Source organism: Pirellula sp. SH-Sr6A (genome assembly GCF_001610875.1).
In the GTDB taxonomy this organism is placed as follows: Bacteria; Planctomycetota; Planctomycetia; order Pirellulales; family Pirellulaceae; genus JBKCUI01.
Map to the genome: position 1 here is coordinate 445414 of NZ_CP011272.1, position 16473 is coordinate 461886.

Consider the following 16473-nt stretch of genomic DNA (forward strand, 5'->3'; position numbering starts at 1 on the left):
TCCCGGCTGCTTACGGGAGCTCGACGGCGATCGTACGAGCTAAGGCAAACGATGGAATGCGACGGATGATCGTGCAGAGCTCGCCAGGCCGGCAGCCGAGGAGCTGCTGCAGCCGCACCATATCGGCGACCACTTGCGGCAGGTGAGGAAGAGTCGCCTCGACAATGTGCTGGGGGACTTCGTGAACAGGAGCCGACTCGGGGGCTGTAGTGCGTCCACGTTTGAGGCATTGGATCTCGCGGATGGTCGCGAGCACCTTGGGATCGACGAGCCCCTCGCCGGTGCACCACTTGAACATTCGAATCACCATGCTCATGCATTTGTTGACGTACTGGCGGCTCCTGTTATTTCCACCATGGGTGAAGGCCTCGCGAAAGGCCTTGAACTGAACAGGGCCGAAGCAATCGGCCTTTAGGTCTCCGTACTCCTTCACAAGAGAGCGAGCGACTAGCTTGATGTTGTTCACCTCGCGGAGGTCCAAGTACTCCGTTGCATACTCAACGTATGCTACGACGAGATCCTCGATGCAATTCTCATTCTTAACGGCGAAAAAAGAGTGCTTATTCGCTAGATATTCCGAGATCAGTCTCTCGTATTTTGCCTGGGTTTCAGGTTCACCATATTTGCCGCAGTAATAGTCTTTTCCCGCGATTCTGACGACGCCTTGGCCGGTCTTGTGCTTGGTTAAAGCCGGTACTCGCACATCTCACTCCTTTGTTCTCAGTAACTACTGAAATCAACAAGTTGAAAAATGTGCACTGCCGGAGGCCGGCAGGTTTCGTTTTACCAACGAATCACAAGGTTTTCTATCAACAGGGCCAGTAGGATTCGAACCTACGACCTACGGATTAGAAATCCGTTGCTCTATCCAACTGAGCTATGACCCCATGTTTTTAGTATCGCTTTGCCATGCAAGCATTTGTGGCAATCGAACGCACAGAACACGCCAGTGGAAATTGGCCGGCGACAACCCGTACGACTCTTGCGGATTCTACACACTCTTTGGCCAAAGGGGCAACTCGAAAGTTGCATTCGATCGATTCCCTACCACTCCTTTCTCCCCGCCTGTCTGCCCCTTGGGCCGTTTCGACGTCTGACTAAGTCCTGCCCACTTCCTTGCCGTGGTAAACTAACGAAGTAGTCGATGGCTCCCCGTTTTCGTTCCACACGCTTACCCGTTGCTCTCATCATGGCCCGCTCTTTTTGGTTGACCTCTAGCTTGCTCGATTGCCTCACCCGATGCTGCCGAATCCTTTGTTGTTGCGCCGTTTTGATCGTTGCTTCGGTCCAGATCGTTGAATCACAGGAACCTCCTGAAGTGAGAACCGTTGTACCTCCAGCGGAGGAAGCGGTTTCAAAGCTATTCCGTTCGCTCGACTCCAATCGAACCAGCGAGCGGGAGGATGCAGAGAAGGAATTGCTTAAGCTGGGCCCCGCCATTTTGGACAAACTCCCCCCAGTTCGCGATTCGGATAGTTCCGAGGCATTGCTCCGAATCGAAAGGATCCGCGAGACCCTCGAGGCCCAGGAGCAAGCGTCGATTCTTCTCCCAACGCGCATCCAACTGACTGGGTCCATGGCAGGTTCCGATGCGTTACGCAAGATCAGTGAATTGTCAGGGAATACTATCCCGTTGGAGGAAACGCCTGGCCTCGATTTGACGATCGACGCTAGGTTTTCCGAGACCACTTTCTGGGAAGCCTTCGATGAAGTCCTCGATCAACTCAACTTGACCGTCATGCCGGGGGATGGGGAATCCATTCGATTGATTCCGCAGCAGGAAGACGCTCCACTCCGCATTCAAATGGCGGCCTATTCGGGGGCCTTTAGGCTGGAACCGATTCAGGTCATTCAATCGAGCAACCTGCAGTCTCCGGATCGCAGCACGTTGACGCTCGATTTCCTTTTCGCTTGGGAGCCGCGCCTCAATCCCTCGCTCATCACCTTCCGCACCGAGAAGATTCAATTGATCTGCGATAACGGTGAAATCCTTCGACCTCGTACCCAGGAAGCCATCACCTTCATTCCAGTCGGCGGATCTCAATTGCAAATATCCCTCGATTTTCCGATGCCGTCCAAACAAGCGAAGAAGATTGATCGCTTCGTAGGGGCCTTTCAAGCGGCTGTGCCGGGCCGCATGGCGGGTGTTTCCTTCTCCGACCTCGCGAACAAGCGATCGGCAAAGTTGAGCAACGGGTCCTTAAACGTCACATTGGAACAAGCTCGAAAGAACCGCGATGTCTATGAACTGCTTGTGTCGGTCCAACATGAGGGGGGAGGGGCATCGGTTTCGGGCAAGCCAGTTTCGTCGCAGGCTTGGTCGACGTTGCAGGATGTCTTCTTGCTCGATAGCCAGGATCAGCGAATAGAGAATGTCGGTTGGTCGACCACTCGAATGACCGACAAGGAAATGGGGATGTCCTTTCTTTTTGAACTAGAAAAAGGGCTCGAAGGTTGTAAGTTTGTCTTCCGCGCCCCCGGCAGCTTGCACGTTCAAGAGGTCGACTTTGCACTCGTAGACATTCCGTTACCATGATCGAGCTTCCTTGGGATCCCGAATTAGATTCCCCTGCTACGTTGGCGATTATCGGTGCAGGGCCGATCGGGATTGAAGCAGCAATTTACGCTCGATTCTTAGGCTACTTCGTATCCATTTTTGATATGCGACGCGTGGCGCATCGCATGCTCGATTGGAATGAACGCACTCTGGGTTGCCCAGTCTCCGCATGCACGTCTCCTTTGGGCCACGCGGCGATCAAGTCGCAGAATCCCGATTATGTGCTTCCGAATCCCGACACCGTGTGGTCCGGGAAAGAGTATGCCGACCAATATCTGCTTCCGTTAGCGAAGACCGATTTGCTCTTCGATGACATCCATTTTCTGAGTCCGGTTTCGAGTGTGTCGCGATTGAGGACTTATCGCCACGAGGAGATCGATGCCCAGACTCGATGCGAAGATCAATTTCGCTTGGTCGTCGAAGGACGCCATCGAGGAACTTGGGTATCGAGAGCCGATTTGGTTCTCGATTGCCGAGGAGCTTGGGAGACGACATCGGGCATGGGGCCAGGTGGCGGATTGGCCATCGACGAGCTCACGCATCGCGAGTCATTTCTCAAACATTCGCCGCTGGATCGAAAATTTGAGACCAAACAAATTCTAGGAAAACATATCGGCGTTGTGGGAGCTTCGGATCGAGCTTGCTTGTTCGTTCAAGAGTTTTTGGAATGGCTGGACCCGAGTTCCTCGTCGCGGTTGACATGGATTCTTCCATGCGAGTCCGCCGCGCATCACCTTTATGTTGCTCGCACGCTGGAACGGATCGAAGCAGCGGGGAAAACGGAGATTCAAACCTACCCCGTCTTGGGAGTCGAAAAAGTATCGAAAAGCGATCAGGATCGTTGGGTCCTGCAACTGCTATTGGAAGACGAAACAACCGTGGAATTCCATTGCGACGGGATCGCTAGTTTCCCTTACCTGCGGTCGACATCCGGTTGGCCGGAACTCGACTGTCGCACCTACCCCATCCAAGATTGCGGAGAGAAGGCTCCATCGCAGGCAACCCATCCCCAGCCCGTCGAATCGCATGCCACGGCGGAACCCACTGACTGGTCTTTTGTCACCTGTGAGCCGGGTTATTATCGATTGCAAACGGACGGTTTGAGATGGGACGCATCGAGCGAAAGCTGGAATGCGGGGGTGGGGATCGGACTGGGGCTTGAGCAAATCCGCCGAGTCTTTTCTCTCATCGTAGGACGTGAGACGTTGGACTTGTATCGAGTCATGGCAGACAACTTGGAAGAAGGAAGAGTTTGATGAAGATTTATACCAAGACCGGTGATGCCGGAACGACGGGCTTGTTCGGAGGCCCGCGCGTTGCGAAAAACGATGCGAGAATCTGCGCCTACGGTTCGATCGATGAGCTCAATGCCGTGCTGGGGCTCGCCAGGGCTAGTGACTTGCCCGGGGATATGGATCGAATGATCGTTCATATTCAGCACCAGCTCTTCTCCATTGGTGCGGAGTTGGCCACTCCCAATCCCGAGGAGCATGGACTCAAATGGCCGGCAGAGGACTATGTGACTCAGATGGAGCAATGGATCGATGACCTCGAGTCCCAACTGCAGCCGCTGCGCAATTTCATTTTGCCAGGGGGAACGATTCAAGCCGCTCACTTGCACGTCGCTCGAACCGTGTGCCGGCGAACGGAGCGAGAAATCGTGAGTTTTAGCAATTCGGGACGAGTAAGCGATGCTTCGCACATCATCGTGTTTTTAAATCGATTGAGCGATCTGCTATTCGTGATGGCGCGATACTCCAATCACGTCGCCGGAATTCAAGACACCCGCTGGGAGAGCCCGCGCAAGTAAAGCAGAGCTGATCCCAGTACTTTGCGCCGAAAACCAAGAAGGGGCTCGCAACGGCGCAAAGACCGCAAAGGGATGGCAGTGAGTGAAGAGCGAGGAGGAGCATGGAGAATGTCGGGCTTCGAAAAGGGATGCGATAGACGACGCAATCGAAGTTCTATCTCTTCGATCGTCGTCCTATACCCGGCCCCCTATATCCTTAGCGCCTTTGCGCCGTGGCGCGCAACTTCTTCCTACTCCCAAAACAAGAAGGGGCTCGCAAAGGCGCAAAGACCGCAAAGGGATGGAAGGGTAGGGGGAAAGGGTCAGGATATAGATCGTTGGTCTCCTAATAGTGATTCGATCGATGACCAAATCGAAGTTCTATCTCTTCGATCATCTTCCCATCCCCGGCCCCCTATATCCTTAGCGTCGTTGCGCCTTGGCGCGCAACTTCTTCCTACTCTCAAAACCAAGAAGGGTCTCGCAAAGGCGCAAAGATCGGAAAGGGATAGCACCAACAGGTAACCCCTAGAGGCTCAACCCTAGTGGTTCGTTAAGTCGGCTATCGAGAAGATGGATGCAAGTCATTCATCTGGATTGACTTCGACAATCGCTTCGAATTGGCCATCGTCAGGACAGAAGCGTCCTGCATAGAATTCCGTATTGAGGTGAAGCCCCATGACGGTTCGGCGAGTGCATGGCGTAAGCGAACGATAGAAGACCCACTGATCGCGGTTGATCTGTAGACGATACGCCTCTGCGATATCGCGAGGCTGGATGCGTAGTTCTTCCGCGATTGTCAGTTGTCGCCAAGTATAGGCTTTGGTGTTCCCTAGCGATTGGAGCGCTACAACGAGAGGACTGTAAAGGCTCTTCGCATTGCATTCCGCGGTCAAGAGCAGGGTATGGTCCCGGCATTCGAGCGAAGCATCTTTGACTGCGCGTCGCCATTCAGGCATGGCGACCGGTAGTAGCAGGGCGACGCTTTCCCCCTCCGTCTCATCCATGTGATCGCTGCAAAGCCTTGCTTCGGTGACTTTCGCGTCGTAGGAAAATCGGAGTCCATGCGCGACCGACCAAGTCGATTGAAGTTTCCATCGGGCCGATTCCTGAGCAATCAAAGCGTCTGCGAAGAAGACCATGCCTTCGTCTCGTATCAGCATGACTTGACGTTGGATTTTGCACTCTTCCCCGATTGTGCATTCGAGTTCCAAGTAATCGACATCGTCATCGGAGAACCAGCAAAGCTCTTGCCACGCGTGATCGATCAATTGAGGAACGCCGTCCTTTTCCACAACGACATCCCAATCCCCCGAGAAGATTCGAGCGCCGTTTTCGCCCAGAAGATCGAGCCAGATCACATCGCTCGAGAAATCGACTGCAAGCCGACATCCTGGATCTCTCCAGGAACGCCGCATGGTAGCGATCGAGCTCGCCTCCCAATAATGGCTGAACTTGGGCATCGACGCATCCAATGATTTGTCTTTCCGCAAGCGAGCTGGTTTGAGCTGGAGGGCTTTCCCAACCGTGTCTGGGAGGGCGCAAGCCATTGTATTAGCGAGCTTAGTATTGCGATCCGAGAGTTCGTACAGGGCGAGCCAAAACTCCGAATCCAGGTTCGTATCGGCTTCATCAAAGAGAAGCTGCCGACCGTCGGTATCTGTGAGACCGAGCGCATAAGTTGCGAGTTTGGTGATGGCTTTGCGTTGGGGTGGATACCACTTCCTGGCTCCAACCGAATCGGCGGCCCAACGGCTGCGGACAATCGAAGCGAGAGTTGCTCGCAGATCTTGCCCTCCCAAACGCATCAACGGCGCAGGTTCTTCGGCTGATTCCTCGAGGAGCTGCGCGATACGATTCAATGCATCGCTAACGATTCGATCCTTGCCACCAAGGTGCGACAATTGCTTTGCGAGCCCTAGTGGAATTTCGCAAGCCCACAGAATCCAGGGAAAGAGACCTTCTTCCGGGCCAGCTTCCCACCCGCGATTGACTTGCGTCATGATCGACTGCAGGACTTCGAGCCAAAGAGCAGGACTGATCTCGCGACCGACGTGAGGGAGGGCATGGATCCAGCCCGCGCACGTCAGTGCCACATATGGGTCGTACCCGGCGCGAGGCAATTGCTGGGTGATCCAAGTTCCGATCTTCTTCGCGTGAGCGATCTGATTCGGAGCGAGAGAAGGTGTCGATGCTTTGCGACTGGATCTCGATGCGGCGCCACCGAAGGAATGGACTAAATCCTGCAGCATCGCCAGACCAGTGTCCGACTCTGTTTCCCAAACCCCGGTTCCCCACGCGATCGAGCGAACATAGGATTCGATCGATGCCGAGTCATCGGTCCGCTTTGCCTTTTTGGTGTTGTCGATTGGCAACGAAGCTTGGAGGAGTGCGACGTTGTCTTCGCAAAGCTGTTTGAGCCAAGCTCCCGCGGAGATTTCGTTCTCCGTCACCTCTTGCCGTTGAAGCTGTTTCGCGCGGTGTTTGGGTTTTACCCAGTCCATAGGTGTCTCGTCCAGATTCGAGATTGATGATAAGATGTCGAAGGCCAATTGTTGTTGCCGGATTTCAAGTTGCAAGCGCCGAGTTGATGATTCTTGGCCCCACGTCGGTTTTCATCAAAATTCGACCTTGGGGTATAGACACGCCAAAAAGTTTCGTTCCAGACAACGCAAGGACACAAGCGGGATGATATCACCTTTTCGATCAGCGTTGTGGGTTGCTATGGCCACTCTCCTCTTTTCCGCTCGCTTGTTCGCGCAGCAGCCCGATCAAGAGCGATGGATGAGCAAGGAAGAGTTGAAGGAAAGTGTAACCAAAGCGTTCGCTCCCCCGCTGGATTGCAAGTCGCTCCATCCTAGCGATCGCGTATGGATCGATCGAAACGAGCAGGTTGTTGTGCTCGACGGATACATTGCCCAGCGTGAGGCACCGCTCGAAATGTTCGCCTGCCCCGCGGGTACGAAGGAACACGAGTCGGTCGTCGCTGTGTTCGCGCGATCGCAACTGGTGCATGCGGCCCTTCTCGCGATCGGTGCCAAGCCGGGTTCACCAGCGAAATTCGAGCCATTCAAACCTGCGCACGGCTCCACGATTCGCATCTATGTGCTTTGGTTTGATGACAAAGAGGAAGCCAAAGCGACCATCGCTCAGAAGTGGGTTCGGCACATGGGTACGAAGAACCAGCTCAAATGGGATTGGGTTTTCGCCGGTAGCAAAGAGTACGTTGACGAACTTACCAAAGAACGCCGCTACATGGCTGACAGCGGGGAGTTGGTTTGTGTTGCGAACTTCGGAACCTCGACGATGGACTTGGTAGTTCGGAGCGAACAAGCGAATTCGAACCTTGCATTCGATGCTTACACCGATCGCATCCCCAAGCGGAACACACCGATTCGATTGGTATTGAAGCTATCCGACGAAATCGCATTTGGTTCCGAACCCGAACATGAAACGGCGAAACCGGAGTACATCGACAAGCCAATTCCTGATGCCGTGTCACGCTTGCTAGCACCGGCAAAGAAGTAGTGGCTGTTCCCTTTTTCCTTTTCGCACGTCGACGTCCATTGCGACGTCCATTCCGACATACTATCGACTCTCTCCAATTAGATTTGAATCCATGGGTTTTGGCTCACGACTGACTTCCGCCGTTCTCACGAAAAAGAATCCCGTCTGCGTCGGATTGGACCCTAGGTGGCAGCAGTTGCCCGGTGTACTGCGGGTCGATCCGAGGGCCCGAGGATGGCAAGCTACCGCAGATGCGTATCGAACATTTTGTTACTCGATCATCGATGTCGTTGCGCCACTGGTACCCATCGTAAAGCCCCAGAGCGCATTTTTTGAAGAGCTGGGCCCTTCAGGTGTGAGCGTCTTGGAGCAAGTAGTCCGTTACGCCACTTCGAAGGGGCTGCTGGTCATCTTGGATGGAAAGAGAAACGATATCGGTTCGACCGCCACCGCGTATGCGAAGGCGTACTTGGGAACAGATAGTCCGTTCGGAGCGGATTCTCTCACCGTCAGTCCGTTTCTGGGCAAAGACTCGCTGGATCCCTTTGTTGATCGCTGTATCGAAGCGGATGCAGGAATATTCGTTCTGGTAAAGACGTCCAACCCAGGAAGCGGTTTCATGCAAGATCTATCGCTTGATGGGGCGACGATTTCCGATCGAGTCGCGGACTACGTTCAGGAACAAGCAATGAAGACGGCAGATTCGCCGAACGGGTATGGTTCGGTTGGATGTGTGGTGGGTGCTACGTATCCCGAGCAGTTGATCGCGATGCGGCAGCGAATGCCAAACGCTTGGATTCTCATCCCAGGTTACGGCGCACAGGGCGGATCGGCCGAGGACGTCCGGCACGGATTGGATTCGCGAGGGCTCGGCGCGGTGGTCAACAGTTCGAGAGGCATCATCTTCGCGCACGAAAAACCACAGTACGCTTCGGTAGGCGATTGGACGCAAGCCGTCGAGGCCGCCACGCGGGAAATGATTGAACAGTTGCGATAGCGGCCGACGGAACCGTTTGTTTGGAGATGCTATTTCTGGACGATTATCTCGACGGCTTGACCGGGAACGAGGGAGCTAGCGCGGGCCAGCACGACCATTTCGCTCCCATCGAGCCCAGATGCCACCTGCACGTCATTACCAACTCGCAGTCCTAATTCGACTTTTCGATGTTCGATTTTCCCGTTGACCACAACGCAGCAAACGGTCGCGGCCCCATCCTTCACGATCGCCGCGACAGGGAGAGTGAAAACATCCGCGCGTTCTTCTAGTAGGATCTTGACCGTGACGAAGGCTCCTGGGAGCCATTTCAAATCGGGATTGTCTAGATCGATTTCCGCAGCGAGGGTCCGGCTCTGCGCGTCGAGTTGCAGACTGGTCCTGGTCACTCTCGCCTCTTTTGCTCCGCCCGCGACGGCCTGACCTAAGATGGTCACACTATCCCCCTTGGTCGGATCCTCAAAACCGGCGTCGACCCACGCGGCTTCTTGCTCAGGAACATTGACGAAGACACGTACTCGGCTCACATTCGCAACCGTCATCAATGGCTGCGCATTGTTGGAGCCGGCTGGTTGCACATAATGTCCTGGATCGACTTTGCGTCCGATCACAAACCCGTCTAGCGGACTGATGAGTTCGGTGTATGTCATCATCGTTTCGGCTTGCTGGATCTCCGCCTCGGCAACGTTCCGTTTCGCTTTGGCCGCTTCGACATCTGCGGCTGCAGTCCCAACCTTGGCGATTGCTTCCTGCTCCAATGCCCGCGCCGATTCGATCGCCGCAAGGGTCTCGAGTTTGGACGCTTTGGAGGCCTCGAACTGACTCAACGTCTCATCTGCGAGTTTTGACGTAACAGACCCTTTGTTCACCAATTGTTGAATGCGTTCGCTTTCGGACTCCCATCGTGCGAACTCCGCTTCATTGCGAGACAAGCTCGCTTGGGCCTGCGCGACCATCGCTTTGGCGGAGTTTACTGCAGCTTGAGCGGCCGCGAACGCAGCTTCTGCTTGCTTGATTTGCGCCTCCGCTTGAGCGAGCAAGCCCTTCTTTTGATTGACTTGATCCTGATATTCAGGGGCATGAATACGAAGGAGCACGTCTCCCTTTTTTACAGGGTCGCCGATATCGAAATGAACGGTCGAGACATACCCGGAGATCTTTGAGAGGACGGGAACCGACTCAAAAGCGTCGACGCGTCCAGGCTGTTCCGTGAAGAGCTGCAAGGTCTTTTTAACGGGTTTGCCAGCGGAGACACGATCGATTGCCGACTGACTCGCGCTGGGCGCGTCCCCAGCCGCATCGCGGCCTTTGGGGGCACTGCATCCCGCAAGGGTCGCGCACAAGGTGAGTGTCGCCCAACTCCATCGTCTAGGGAGAGGATTCAAATTAGACGGCATAGTATCGACTCTCAGGATCATCGGGGTCCATGGACGCAGACTTCAGACTCGCCTTAGACTGCAACAACGTGAAGAACAAGGGTAATAGGAAGAGCGTGGAAAAGGTTGCGGCGATCAGGCCTCCCACGACCGCTCGTCCGAGCGGGGCGTTTTGCTGCCCCGCCTCGCCGAGAGCGAGCGCCATGGGGAGCATGCCAGCGATCATCGCGAAACTAGTCATCAAAATCGCCCGCAGGCGACTCCCAGCGCTCGTTACGGCAGCGCGCGAAATATTACGAAATTCGGTCCGTCGCTTTTCCGCGAAGGTCACCAAAAGGATCGCGTTGGCCATCGCGACTCCCACTGCCATGATCGCTCCAATAAACGATTGGACATTGATCGTCGTCCGAGTGACGTACAACATCAGAACCACCCCTGCAACCACGGCAGGGATGGTCGAGATCGTGACCAATGCCAATCGGATAGACTGAAAATTCGCAGTGAGCAGAAGGAATACCGCGATGATTGCCAGCAGCAATCCGATCGAAAGCCCCGCCTCCATCTCCTGCATCGGTGGGATTTGACCACGTATTTCTACCGTACTGCCCGTCGGCGGCGTCCCAGCGCGTCGGATCGCATCGGAAACCTGCGAAGAAACCGAACCAAGGTCTGCACCGGAGATGTTCGCGGTGAGTGAGACTTGACGTTTCATGTTGTAGCGATCGTATTGCCCGGGCATGGTGCCCGGTTCGATCGACGCCACATCTCGAATCAGGACTTGGCTAGAGTCCGTCTTTCGGAGCGGGATACGTCCCAACTGCTCCACGGACCCAATCGTCTCGACTTCGTACGGAGACCGCACAACAGGGCGCGGTATTTCCACTTGGACTTGGTATGCGACGCCGCTCTTCGGTTCGGCCCAATAGTTTGGAACGACGAAGCGGCTTGAAGAGGTCGCAGTCACGAGGGCGCGCGAGACATCGACGGGTGTGAGACCGGCCATGCCTGCCTTCTCTCGGTCCACATTGACTTGAACGGTCGGATAGTCCATCGACTGTCCCGTTTGGATATCGCGTAGCGACGGAATAGTAGCCAGTTCCGTTTTGATTTTATCAGCGAAGATTCGATTCTTGGCAAAGTCCGCACCACTCACCACGACTTCGATGGGTGTGGGAGAGCCAAAGCTCATGACTTCATTGACGATATCGGATGGTTCGAATGAGAATCGCACGTCGGGCATTTCCTTGGCCAGCCGATTTCGGACTCGTTCCTTGAGAATCTCATCTGGAAGATGCATCGCATCGTTGAGGTCAATGTACAGGATTGCTTCCTCTGGACCACGGGACCATTGATACACCGCGTTGACTGGGAAGTTGGAATGGATCATTCCAACGTAACCGAGCGTGAGTTCGATATTGTCCCGTCCAAGTTCATCACCGATGACCGAGAGTGCTTGTTTGGCGAGCGACTCCGATTTTTCGATATGGGTGCCATCGGGAGCTCGCATACGCAATCGAAACTGTCCTGCATCCACCACAGGAAACACGCCTCGTCCCAGCGACGGGGTGATCCACGCCACGGCTCCAAAACAGAGGATCAAGTAGACGGGGACGATAACCCAGTGTAGTTGAACCCAACTGCCGAGAGTCCCTTCGTAGGCGTGACGCATGCGATCAAACCAGGACAGGGTCGCCTTTGTCGGGTGTTCACCTGCACCAGGATGATGGGTTTTGAGAAGCCATACCGCCATCACCGGTACGAAGGTACTAGAGAGGAAATAGGATGCGATCATGGAGAAGCCGACCGCGAGCGAGAGGGGGACGAACAAGGCTCTGGCGGCCCCCTGCATGAAGAATGACGAGACAAAGACAGCGAGGATACAGAGCATTGCCAAAAGTCGTGGACGGATCGTTTCCAGCGAACCGTCCCGAACGGCTCGTGCTAACGGAACACCTCGTTGCAGGTGAGAGTGGATGTTTTCGATCGACACTGTCGCTTCATCGACGAGAATCCCAATCGCCAACGCCAAACCTCCGAGAGTCATCAGATTGATGGTTTGACCTGAAATCCACAATGCGAGTACAGCCGCGAAGAGGGAGAGAGGGATGTTGAGGACAACGATCAGCGAGCTGCGCCAATCTCTTAAAAACAGGAGTATCATCAATCCCACCAAGAACGCTCCAAGTAGGCCTTCGCTGACCACCCCTCCTACAGCCCGCGTGACGTATGGAGATTGATCGAATTCGAAGCGCACATCGATTCCTTCCCCGTCCGTACCGAGCGCCTCCTTCATTTTTGGAAGCGCGTTCTTGATGTTATTGATCACGCTCAGGGTGGAAGCTTCGGCCCGCTTCGTAGCGAGGATATACACAGCTCGTCTGCCGTTGACCAACGCGTAACCGGCCGGCGCGTCGGCGGAATCTTGGATTGTTCCCACATCGCGAAGGAATACGGGATTCTCACCCATACGAATCGGGATAGTGCCAAGCTGTTGGGGATCTTTCACGACCGAGTTGACGGGAACGATCGGGTAACTATCCCCAATGGGAATGTTCCCCGAAGGACTGAGAGTGTTCCCTTTTGTAAGGGAAACGATGACTTCATCCGGAGACATGCTATAGGACTGCAGTTTCTTCGGATCGACTGTGATGACGATCGATCGAGCGCTGCCACCAAACGGCGGCGGTGCGGATACTCCGGGCAAACTCGAAAACATCGGTCTGACGCGGAAGAGCGCGAGGTCTTGAATTTCGGCAATGCTTCGCGTGTCGCTTGAAAGAACCAGATAACCGACGGGTACCGAGCCGGTATCGAATCGCATGACGAAGGGAGAAACCGTCCCCGGCGGCATGAAGGCCTGGGATCGATTGACGTAATTGATCGTTTCCGCCATCGCCTGGGCCATATTGGCCTCAGGATGGAAGTACAGCTTCATCAATGCGGTGCCCTGGACATTCCGCGACTCGACGTGGTGAATACCGCTAATGTACAGAAAATGGTATTCGTAGTAGTTGGTTAAGAAGCCCTCCATCTGCGCTGGATCCATCCCACCGTAGGGCTGGCAAACATAGATCACCGGCAAATTGAGTTTCGGGAAGATGTCGACTTCCATCCCCCGCGGCAAGCCCGATGGGTAGGACCATTTGAACTGTTGAAAAATCGACGGTCCAACGGCCAAGAAGCAACCGAGGGCCAAGCTCAGTACCAGCACCATCACAGTTGCTGGACGGCGCATAGCTGAAAGGATGAGTTGCATTCAAAAGAATTCCGAGTCGACCAACGAAATCAATAAGGGCCCGCAAGGCTTCCGCAGTCGTTCACCTTAAGCCAAGCCGTAGACTTTACCAAATTGTGGTCATCATTTTAGTCCGTGCATTCGATTCCCCCCACATCCTTGAACCTAGAATTCGCCGTTTGTTCCTCACAGACCCTAGCGCAGGATTTATCGGAGGCCGAAACAGATTCCGTACAAGCGATCCAGACGGATGCTGGAATGAGATGAGCTGGAGGGAATTGTCGAAATGAAACGAACTTACTTGACTTGGGCACTCGGGGTATCGGGAGTTCTTACCCTCCCTGGGTGCGCGACAACTCCGGCAAACCACTCCAAAACCTCTCGTCCCGACGTCTCTTCCTTGCCCCTACCTCCCATGCGGGAACCCGTCGCATCGGGTATCGCGGAGGTCAACCATGCACCGCATTCCATTCCAGAAGGCACCATTGCCCTGGCATCCACAACCGGTTTCGTTCGCGAAGCGTCTGCCATCGAAGAAGCACCTACCCTAGCGACCGCAAATGTCACTTCGGAACAAATCGGTGAACCGAATGTGGTACCGATCAATCTTCCCACAGCGCTCGCGATGATCGGGGGGCAACACCCCGTCGTCGGTTTTGCCCGCTGGCGTGTGCAAGAGGCCTATGCACGGCTCGATCGTGCGAAGGTTATGTGGCTGCCCAGTATTCAATCCGGGTTCAACTATCGTCGCCGAGATGGGAATTACCAGGCAGTTGACGGCTCGATCGTCGACGTCAATTTGAATTCGATGAACTATGGCCTTGGGGCGGGTGCTGTCGCAGCGGGCTCTCCAACCCAACCCGGTATCGTGGCCCAATTCCATTTGGCCGATGCATTGTTTTTACCCAAGGCCGCGGAGAAGACCGCTTGGGCGCGTTCCCATGCTGCCCATGCTGCATTGAATCAGCAGTTGCTCCAGGGTGCCATGGCGTACATGGAGTTGCTCGAGGCCTATCAGGACCAAGAGATACTTTCTCAATCCGCCACGCGAACGGAAGACTTGGCAAAGGTAACTCGGGACTATGCCGACGCTGGCGCGGGGCTTCAATCGGATGCCGATCGGACAGCGACCGAGATAGCGCTTTTGCAATCCAGACTGTTGTCGGCGCAAGAACGCCAACTTGTCGCGTCCACCCGCTTGGCTCGGGAGCTGAGCGTCACGATGACGAGCAAGCTACTCCCTCAAGAACCAGTCATCGTTCCACTAGAGTTAGCCCCTCCCTCTTCCGAAGAAGCATCGTTGATTGCGATGGGATTGTCGGTCCGGCCGGAGCTGAAAGAATCCCAGGCGCTCGTCGCCGCAGCATGCGAAGCGTTCAAGAGAGAGAAGTACGCACCATTCGTTCCAAGCGTTCTGCTCGGATTTAGTACGACAAGCTTTGGAGGAGGTCTCGGAAGCAACGCCGAGAACTTTGGTGGTCGATACGACATCGATGCCATGATGGTCTGGGAAACCCGCAACCTGGGATTTGGTGAACGAGGCGCTCGGAACGAACGGAATGCACAGGTACAGCAAGAGACATTCGAGAAACTGCGATGGATGGACCTTGTCGCTCAGCAAGTGGCGGAGGCGAATGTGCAGGTCACGATGCGAAGGCAGCAGATCGCTGTTGCCGAAAAAGCCATCGCGACCGCCAGCGACTCCTATCGCCGCAATATGGATCGCATACGAGATGGACAGGGGCTACCTATTGAGGCTCTGCAATCTATCCAAGCTTTGGAGGCCGCACAACGAGCATACCTCAATGCCATTGCCAACTTCAATCGAGCGCAACTTCAGCTGCAGTGGTCCCTCGGCTGGCCCGTCGACGCTTCCTTCGCGAAATCGGAATGAGGCGTCGTTCCGATACGACCTCACGCGTCCTGAATGTATGACAATGGATCTCCCAACACGTGTGTAGGAGACGCGCAAGCGATTGCGCCGAGGAGCTTATTGGGCCGTGCTCGAGGCTCCGTTGGGGGATGCTCCGATGGGAACGCCGAAGGGAAGTGGCCGAGCGGCGCACAAATATCCCTCAGGGAACAGCCGCTCTTTGAGTTCTCGGAACACCTGAAAGCTATCTGGATAGACCCAGACGGTCACCGTCACATTCTTATCGCTGTGCGAGGCCAGTTCAGCCCTCAAACGTCCCGTTGTTGATAATGCTTCGTCGAGAGATTCCTGCAGGATGTCCGCGGTGGGGACAAGTACAAATTTATCGAGCTCGACCAATCGTCCCATGCGCATGGTGGAGCCATCGCTCATCATTCCCGATTGACTCTTCAGAGAGTACTTCATTGAGAATCCTGAGATCGGTCCCAGCGTGTTGGTGATTTGGCTCTTTTGCGTGTTCCGTTGCACAGCCCCACGGGCTTCGCGTTTGAGCGTTTCGACCAATTCATTCCAGGGAATGACAGTCACCAAGCCCTTGGTCAACATAAGATGGATTTCATGACCAAAAACGGTCTTTGCCATCGGTGTGGGTAGATGTTGCAGGATGGCAGCGGGGCGTTGTTGTTGCACGAGTTCCCCTTCCTGTTTGAGTAGATCCGCCAGTTGCTGCTGCAGCTCGTTCAATTCCAAGCTGGATTCAACATCCTCGCGGTTTTCGTCTTTCAGCTCTCCCAATCGCTTCTCCAAATCCTGCTTCGCGATCGTCACGGAATCGATGAGCATCATGCGTTCCATGCTTCGGTTGGCGAGTTCGATTTCGTATCGCTGCATCTGTTCCACTTGGTCGTCGATGTCCGACTCGATCCGTCTCGAAAGTTCACGAGGCTGCTGGAGAGCTTCGCGTCGCTTATCGATCTCGCTGGCGACAACTTGCTTAGCCGACGTGTAACTTCTCGCCCCCACGATCATCACCAGGATGATGAGGATCCCGATCAAGTTCGCGATCGTATCCATAAAGCAGTCATCGCCGACCAGTTGCTCTTCGCTGTGCTTGCGCCCCATCGTCTCCCTCGCGTTGTCCT

General features: G+C 54.9%; 11 protein-coding genes and 1 tRNA gene. 6 read left to right on the plus strand and 6 right to left on the minus strand.

Features of this window, described 5'->3' with window-relative positions; all coding sequences use genetic code 11:
- Nucleotides 1–10 precede the first annotated feature (10 nt).
- Complete coding sequence (locus tag VN12_RS01460; RefSeq protein WP_146675164.1) at nucleotides 11–703, minus strand: hypothetical protein; 693 nt, start codon at nucleotides 701–703, stop codon at nucleotides 11–13.
- Nucleotides 704–813: 110 nt separating this feature from the next.
- Nucleotides 814–887 (minus strand) — tRNA-Arg (locus VN12_RS01465).
- A 431-nt stretch (nucleotides 888–1318) separates the two neighbouring features.
- Here VN12_RS01465 and VN12_RS01470 point away from each other — a divergent pair.
- The 3 genes from VN12_RS01470 to VN12_RS01480 are packed head-to-tail and all read left to right on the plus strand — an operon-like array spanning nucleotide 1319 to nucleotide 4367.
- A complete protein-coding gene (locus tag VN12_RS01470; protein WP_146675165.1) occupies nucleotides 1319–2536 on the plus strand; it encodes a hypothetical protein in 1218 nt (405 codons plus the stop codon).
- Complete coding sequence (locus VN12_RS01475; RefSeq protein ID WP_146675166.1) at nucleotides 2533–3813, plus strand: hypothetical protein; 1281 nt, start codon at nucleotides 2533–2535, stop codon at nucleotides 3811–3813. Before VN12_RS01470 ends, VN12_RS01475 begins: the two co-directional genes overlap by 4 nt.
- A complete protein-coding gene (locus VN12_RS01480) occupies nucleotides 3813–4367 on the plus strand; it encodes a cob(I)yrinic acid a,c-diamide adenosyltransferase (protein ID WP_146675167.1) in 555 nt (184 codons plus the stop codon). The genes VN12_RS01475 and VN12_RS01480 overlap by 1 nt, the downstream gene beginning before the upstream one ends.
- Before the next feature lie 563 nt (nucleotides 4368–4930).
- Here the strand turns inward: VN12_RS01480 and VN12_RS01485 are convergent.
- The gene (locus tag VN12_RS01485) at nucleotides 4931–6850 is read right to left on the minus strand and encodes a hypothetical protein (protein ID WP_146675168.1); all 1920 of its coding nucleotides are present in this window, start codon (nucleotides 6848–6850) and stop codon (nucleotides 4931–4933) included.
- A 184-nt stretch (nucleotides 6851–7034) separates the two neighbouring features.
- On the opposite strand from VN12_RS01485, the gene VN12_RS01490 reads away from it, so the two are divergent.
- Both VN12_RS01490 and pyrF read left to right on the plus strand, forming a co-directional pair.
- Nucleotides 7035–7874 carry a YdjY domain-containing protein gene (locus VN12_RS01490; protein WP_146675169.1) on the plus strand — a complete coding sequence of 280 codons (840 nt, stop codon included), beginning with the start codon at nucleotides 7035–7037 and terminating at the stop codon, nucleotides 7872–7874.
- Between the two features lie 91 nt (nucleotides 7875–7965).
- Nucleotides 7966–8850, plus strand: a complete 885-nt coding sequence (gene pyrF, locus VN12_RS01495) for an orotidine-5'-phosphate decarboxylase (protein WP_146675170.1) — start codon at nucleotides 7966–7968, stop codon at nucleotides 8848–8850.
- Nucleotides 8851–8879: 29 nt separating this feature from the next.
- Here the strand turns inward: pyrF and VN12_RS01500 are convergent, their stop codons facing one another.
- Nucleotides 8880–10244, minus strand: coding sequence for an efflux RND transporter periplasmic adaptor subunit (locus VN12_RS01500; RefSeq protein WP_168164142.1), 1365 nt, complete (start codon nucleotides 10242–10244; stop codon nucleotides 8880–8882).
- Nucleotides 10234–13479, minus strand: coding sequence for an efflux RND transporter permease subunit (locus tag VN12_RS01505; protein ID WP_146675172.1), 3246 nt, complete (start codon nucleotides 13477–13479; stop codon nucleotides 10234–10236). The genes VN12_RS01500 and VN12_RS01505 overlap by 11 nt, the downstream gene beginning before the upstream one ends.
- Before the next feature lie 265 nt (nucleotides 13480–13744).
- On the opposite strand from VN12_RS01505, the gene VN12_RS01510 reads away from it, so the two are divergent.
- A complete protein-coding gene (locus tag VN12_RS01510) occupies nucleotides 13745–15352 on the plus strand; it encodes a TolC family protein (RefSeq protein WP_146675173.1) in 1608 nt (535 codons plus the stop codon).
- Nucleotides 15353–15448: 96 nt separating this feature from the next.
- On the opposite strand, the gene VN12_RS01515 is transcribed toward VN12_RS01510, so the two are convergent.
- Entirely contained in the window at nucleotides 15449–16453 is a 1005-nt protein-coding gene (locus VN12_RS01515) for a hypothetical protein (RefSeq protein WP_146675174.1), read from the minus strand.
- Nucleotides 16454–16473 lie beyond the last annotated feature (20 nt).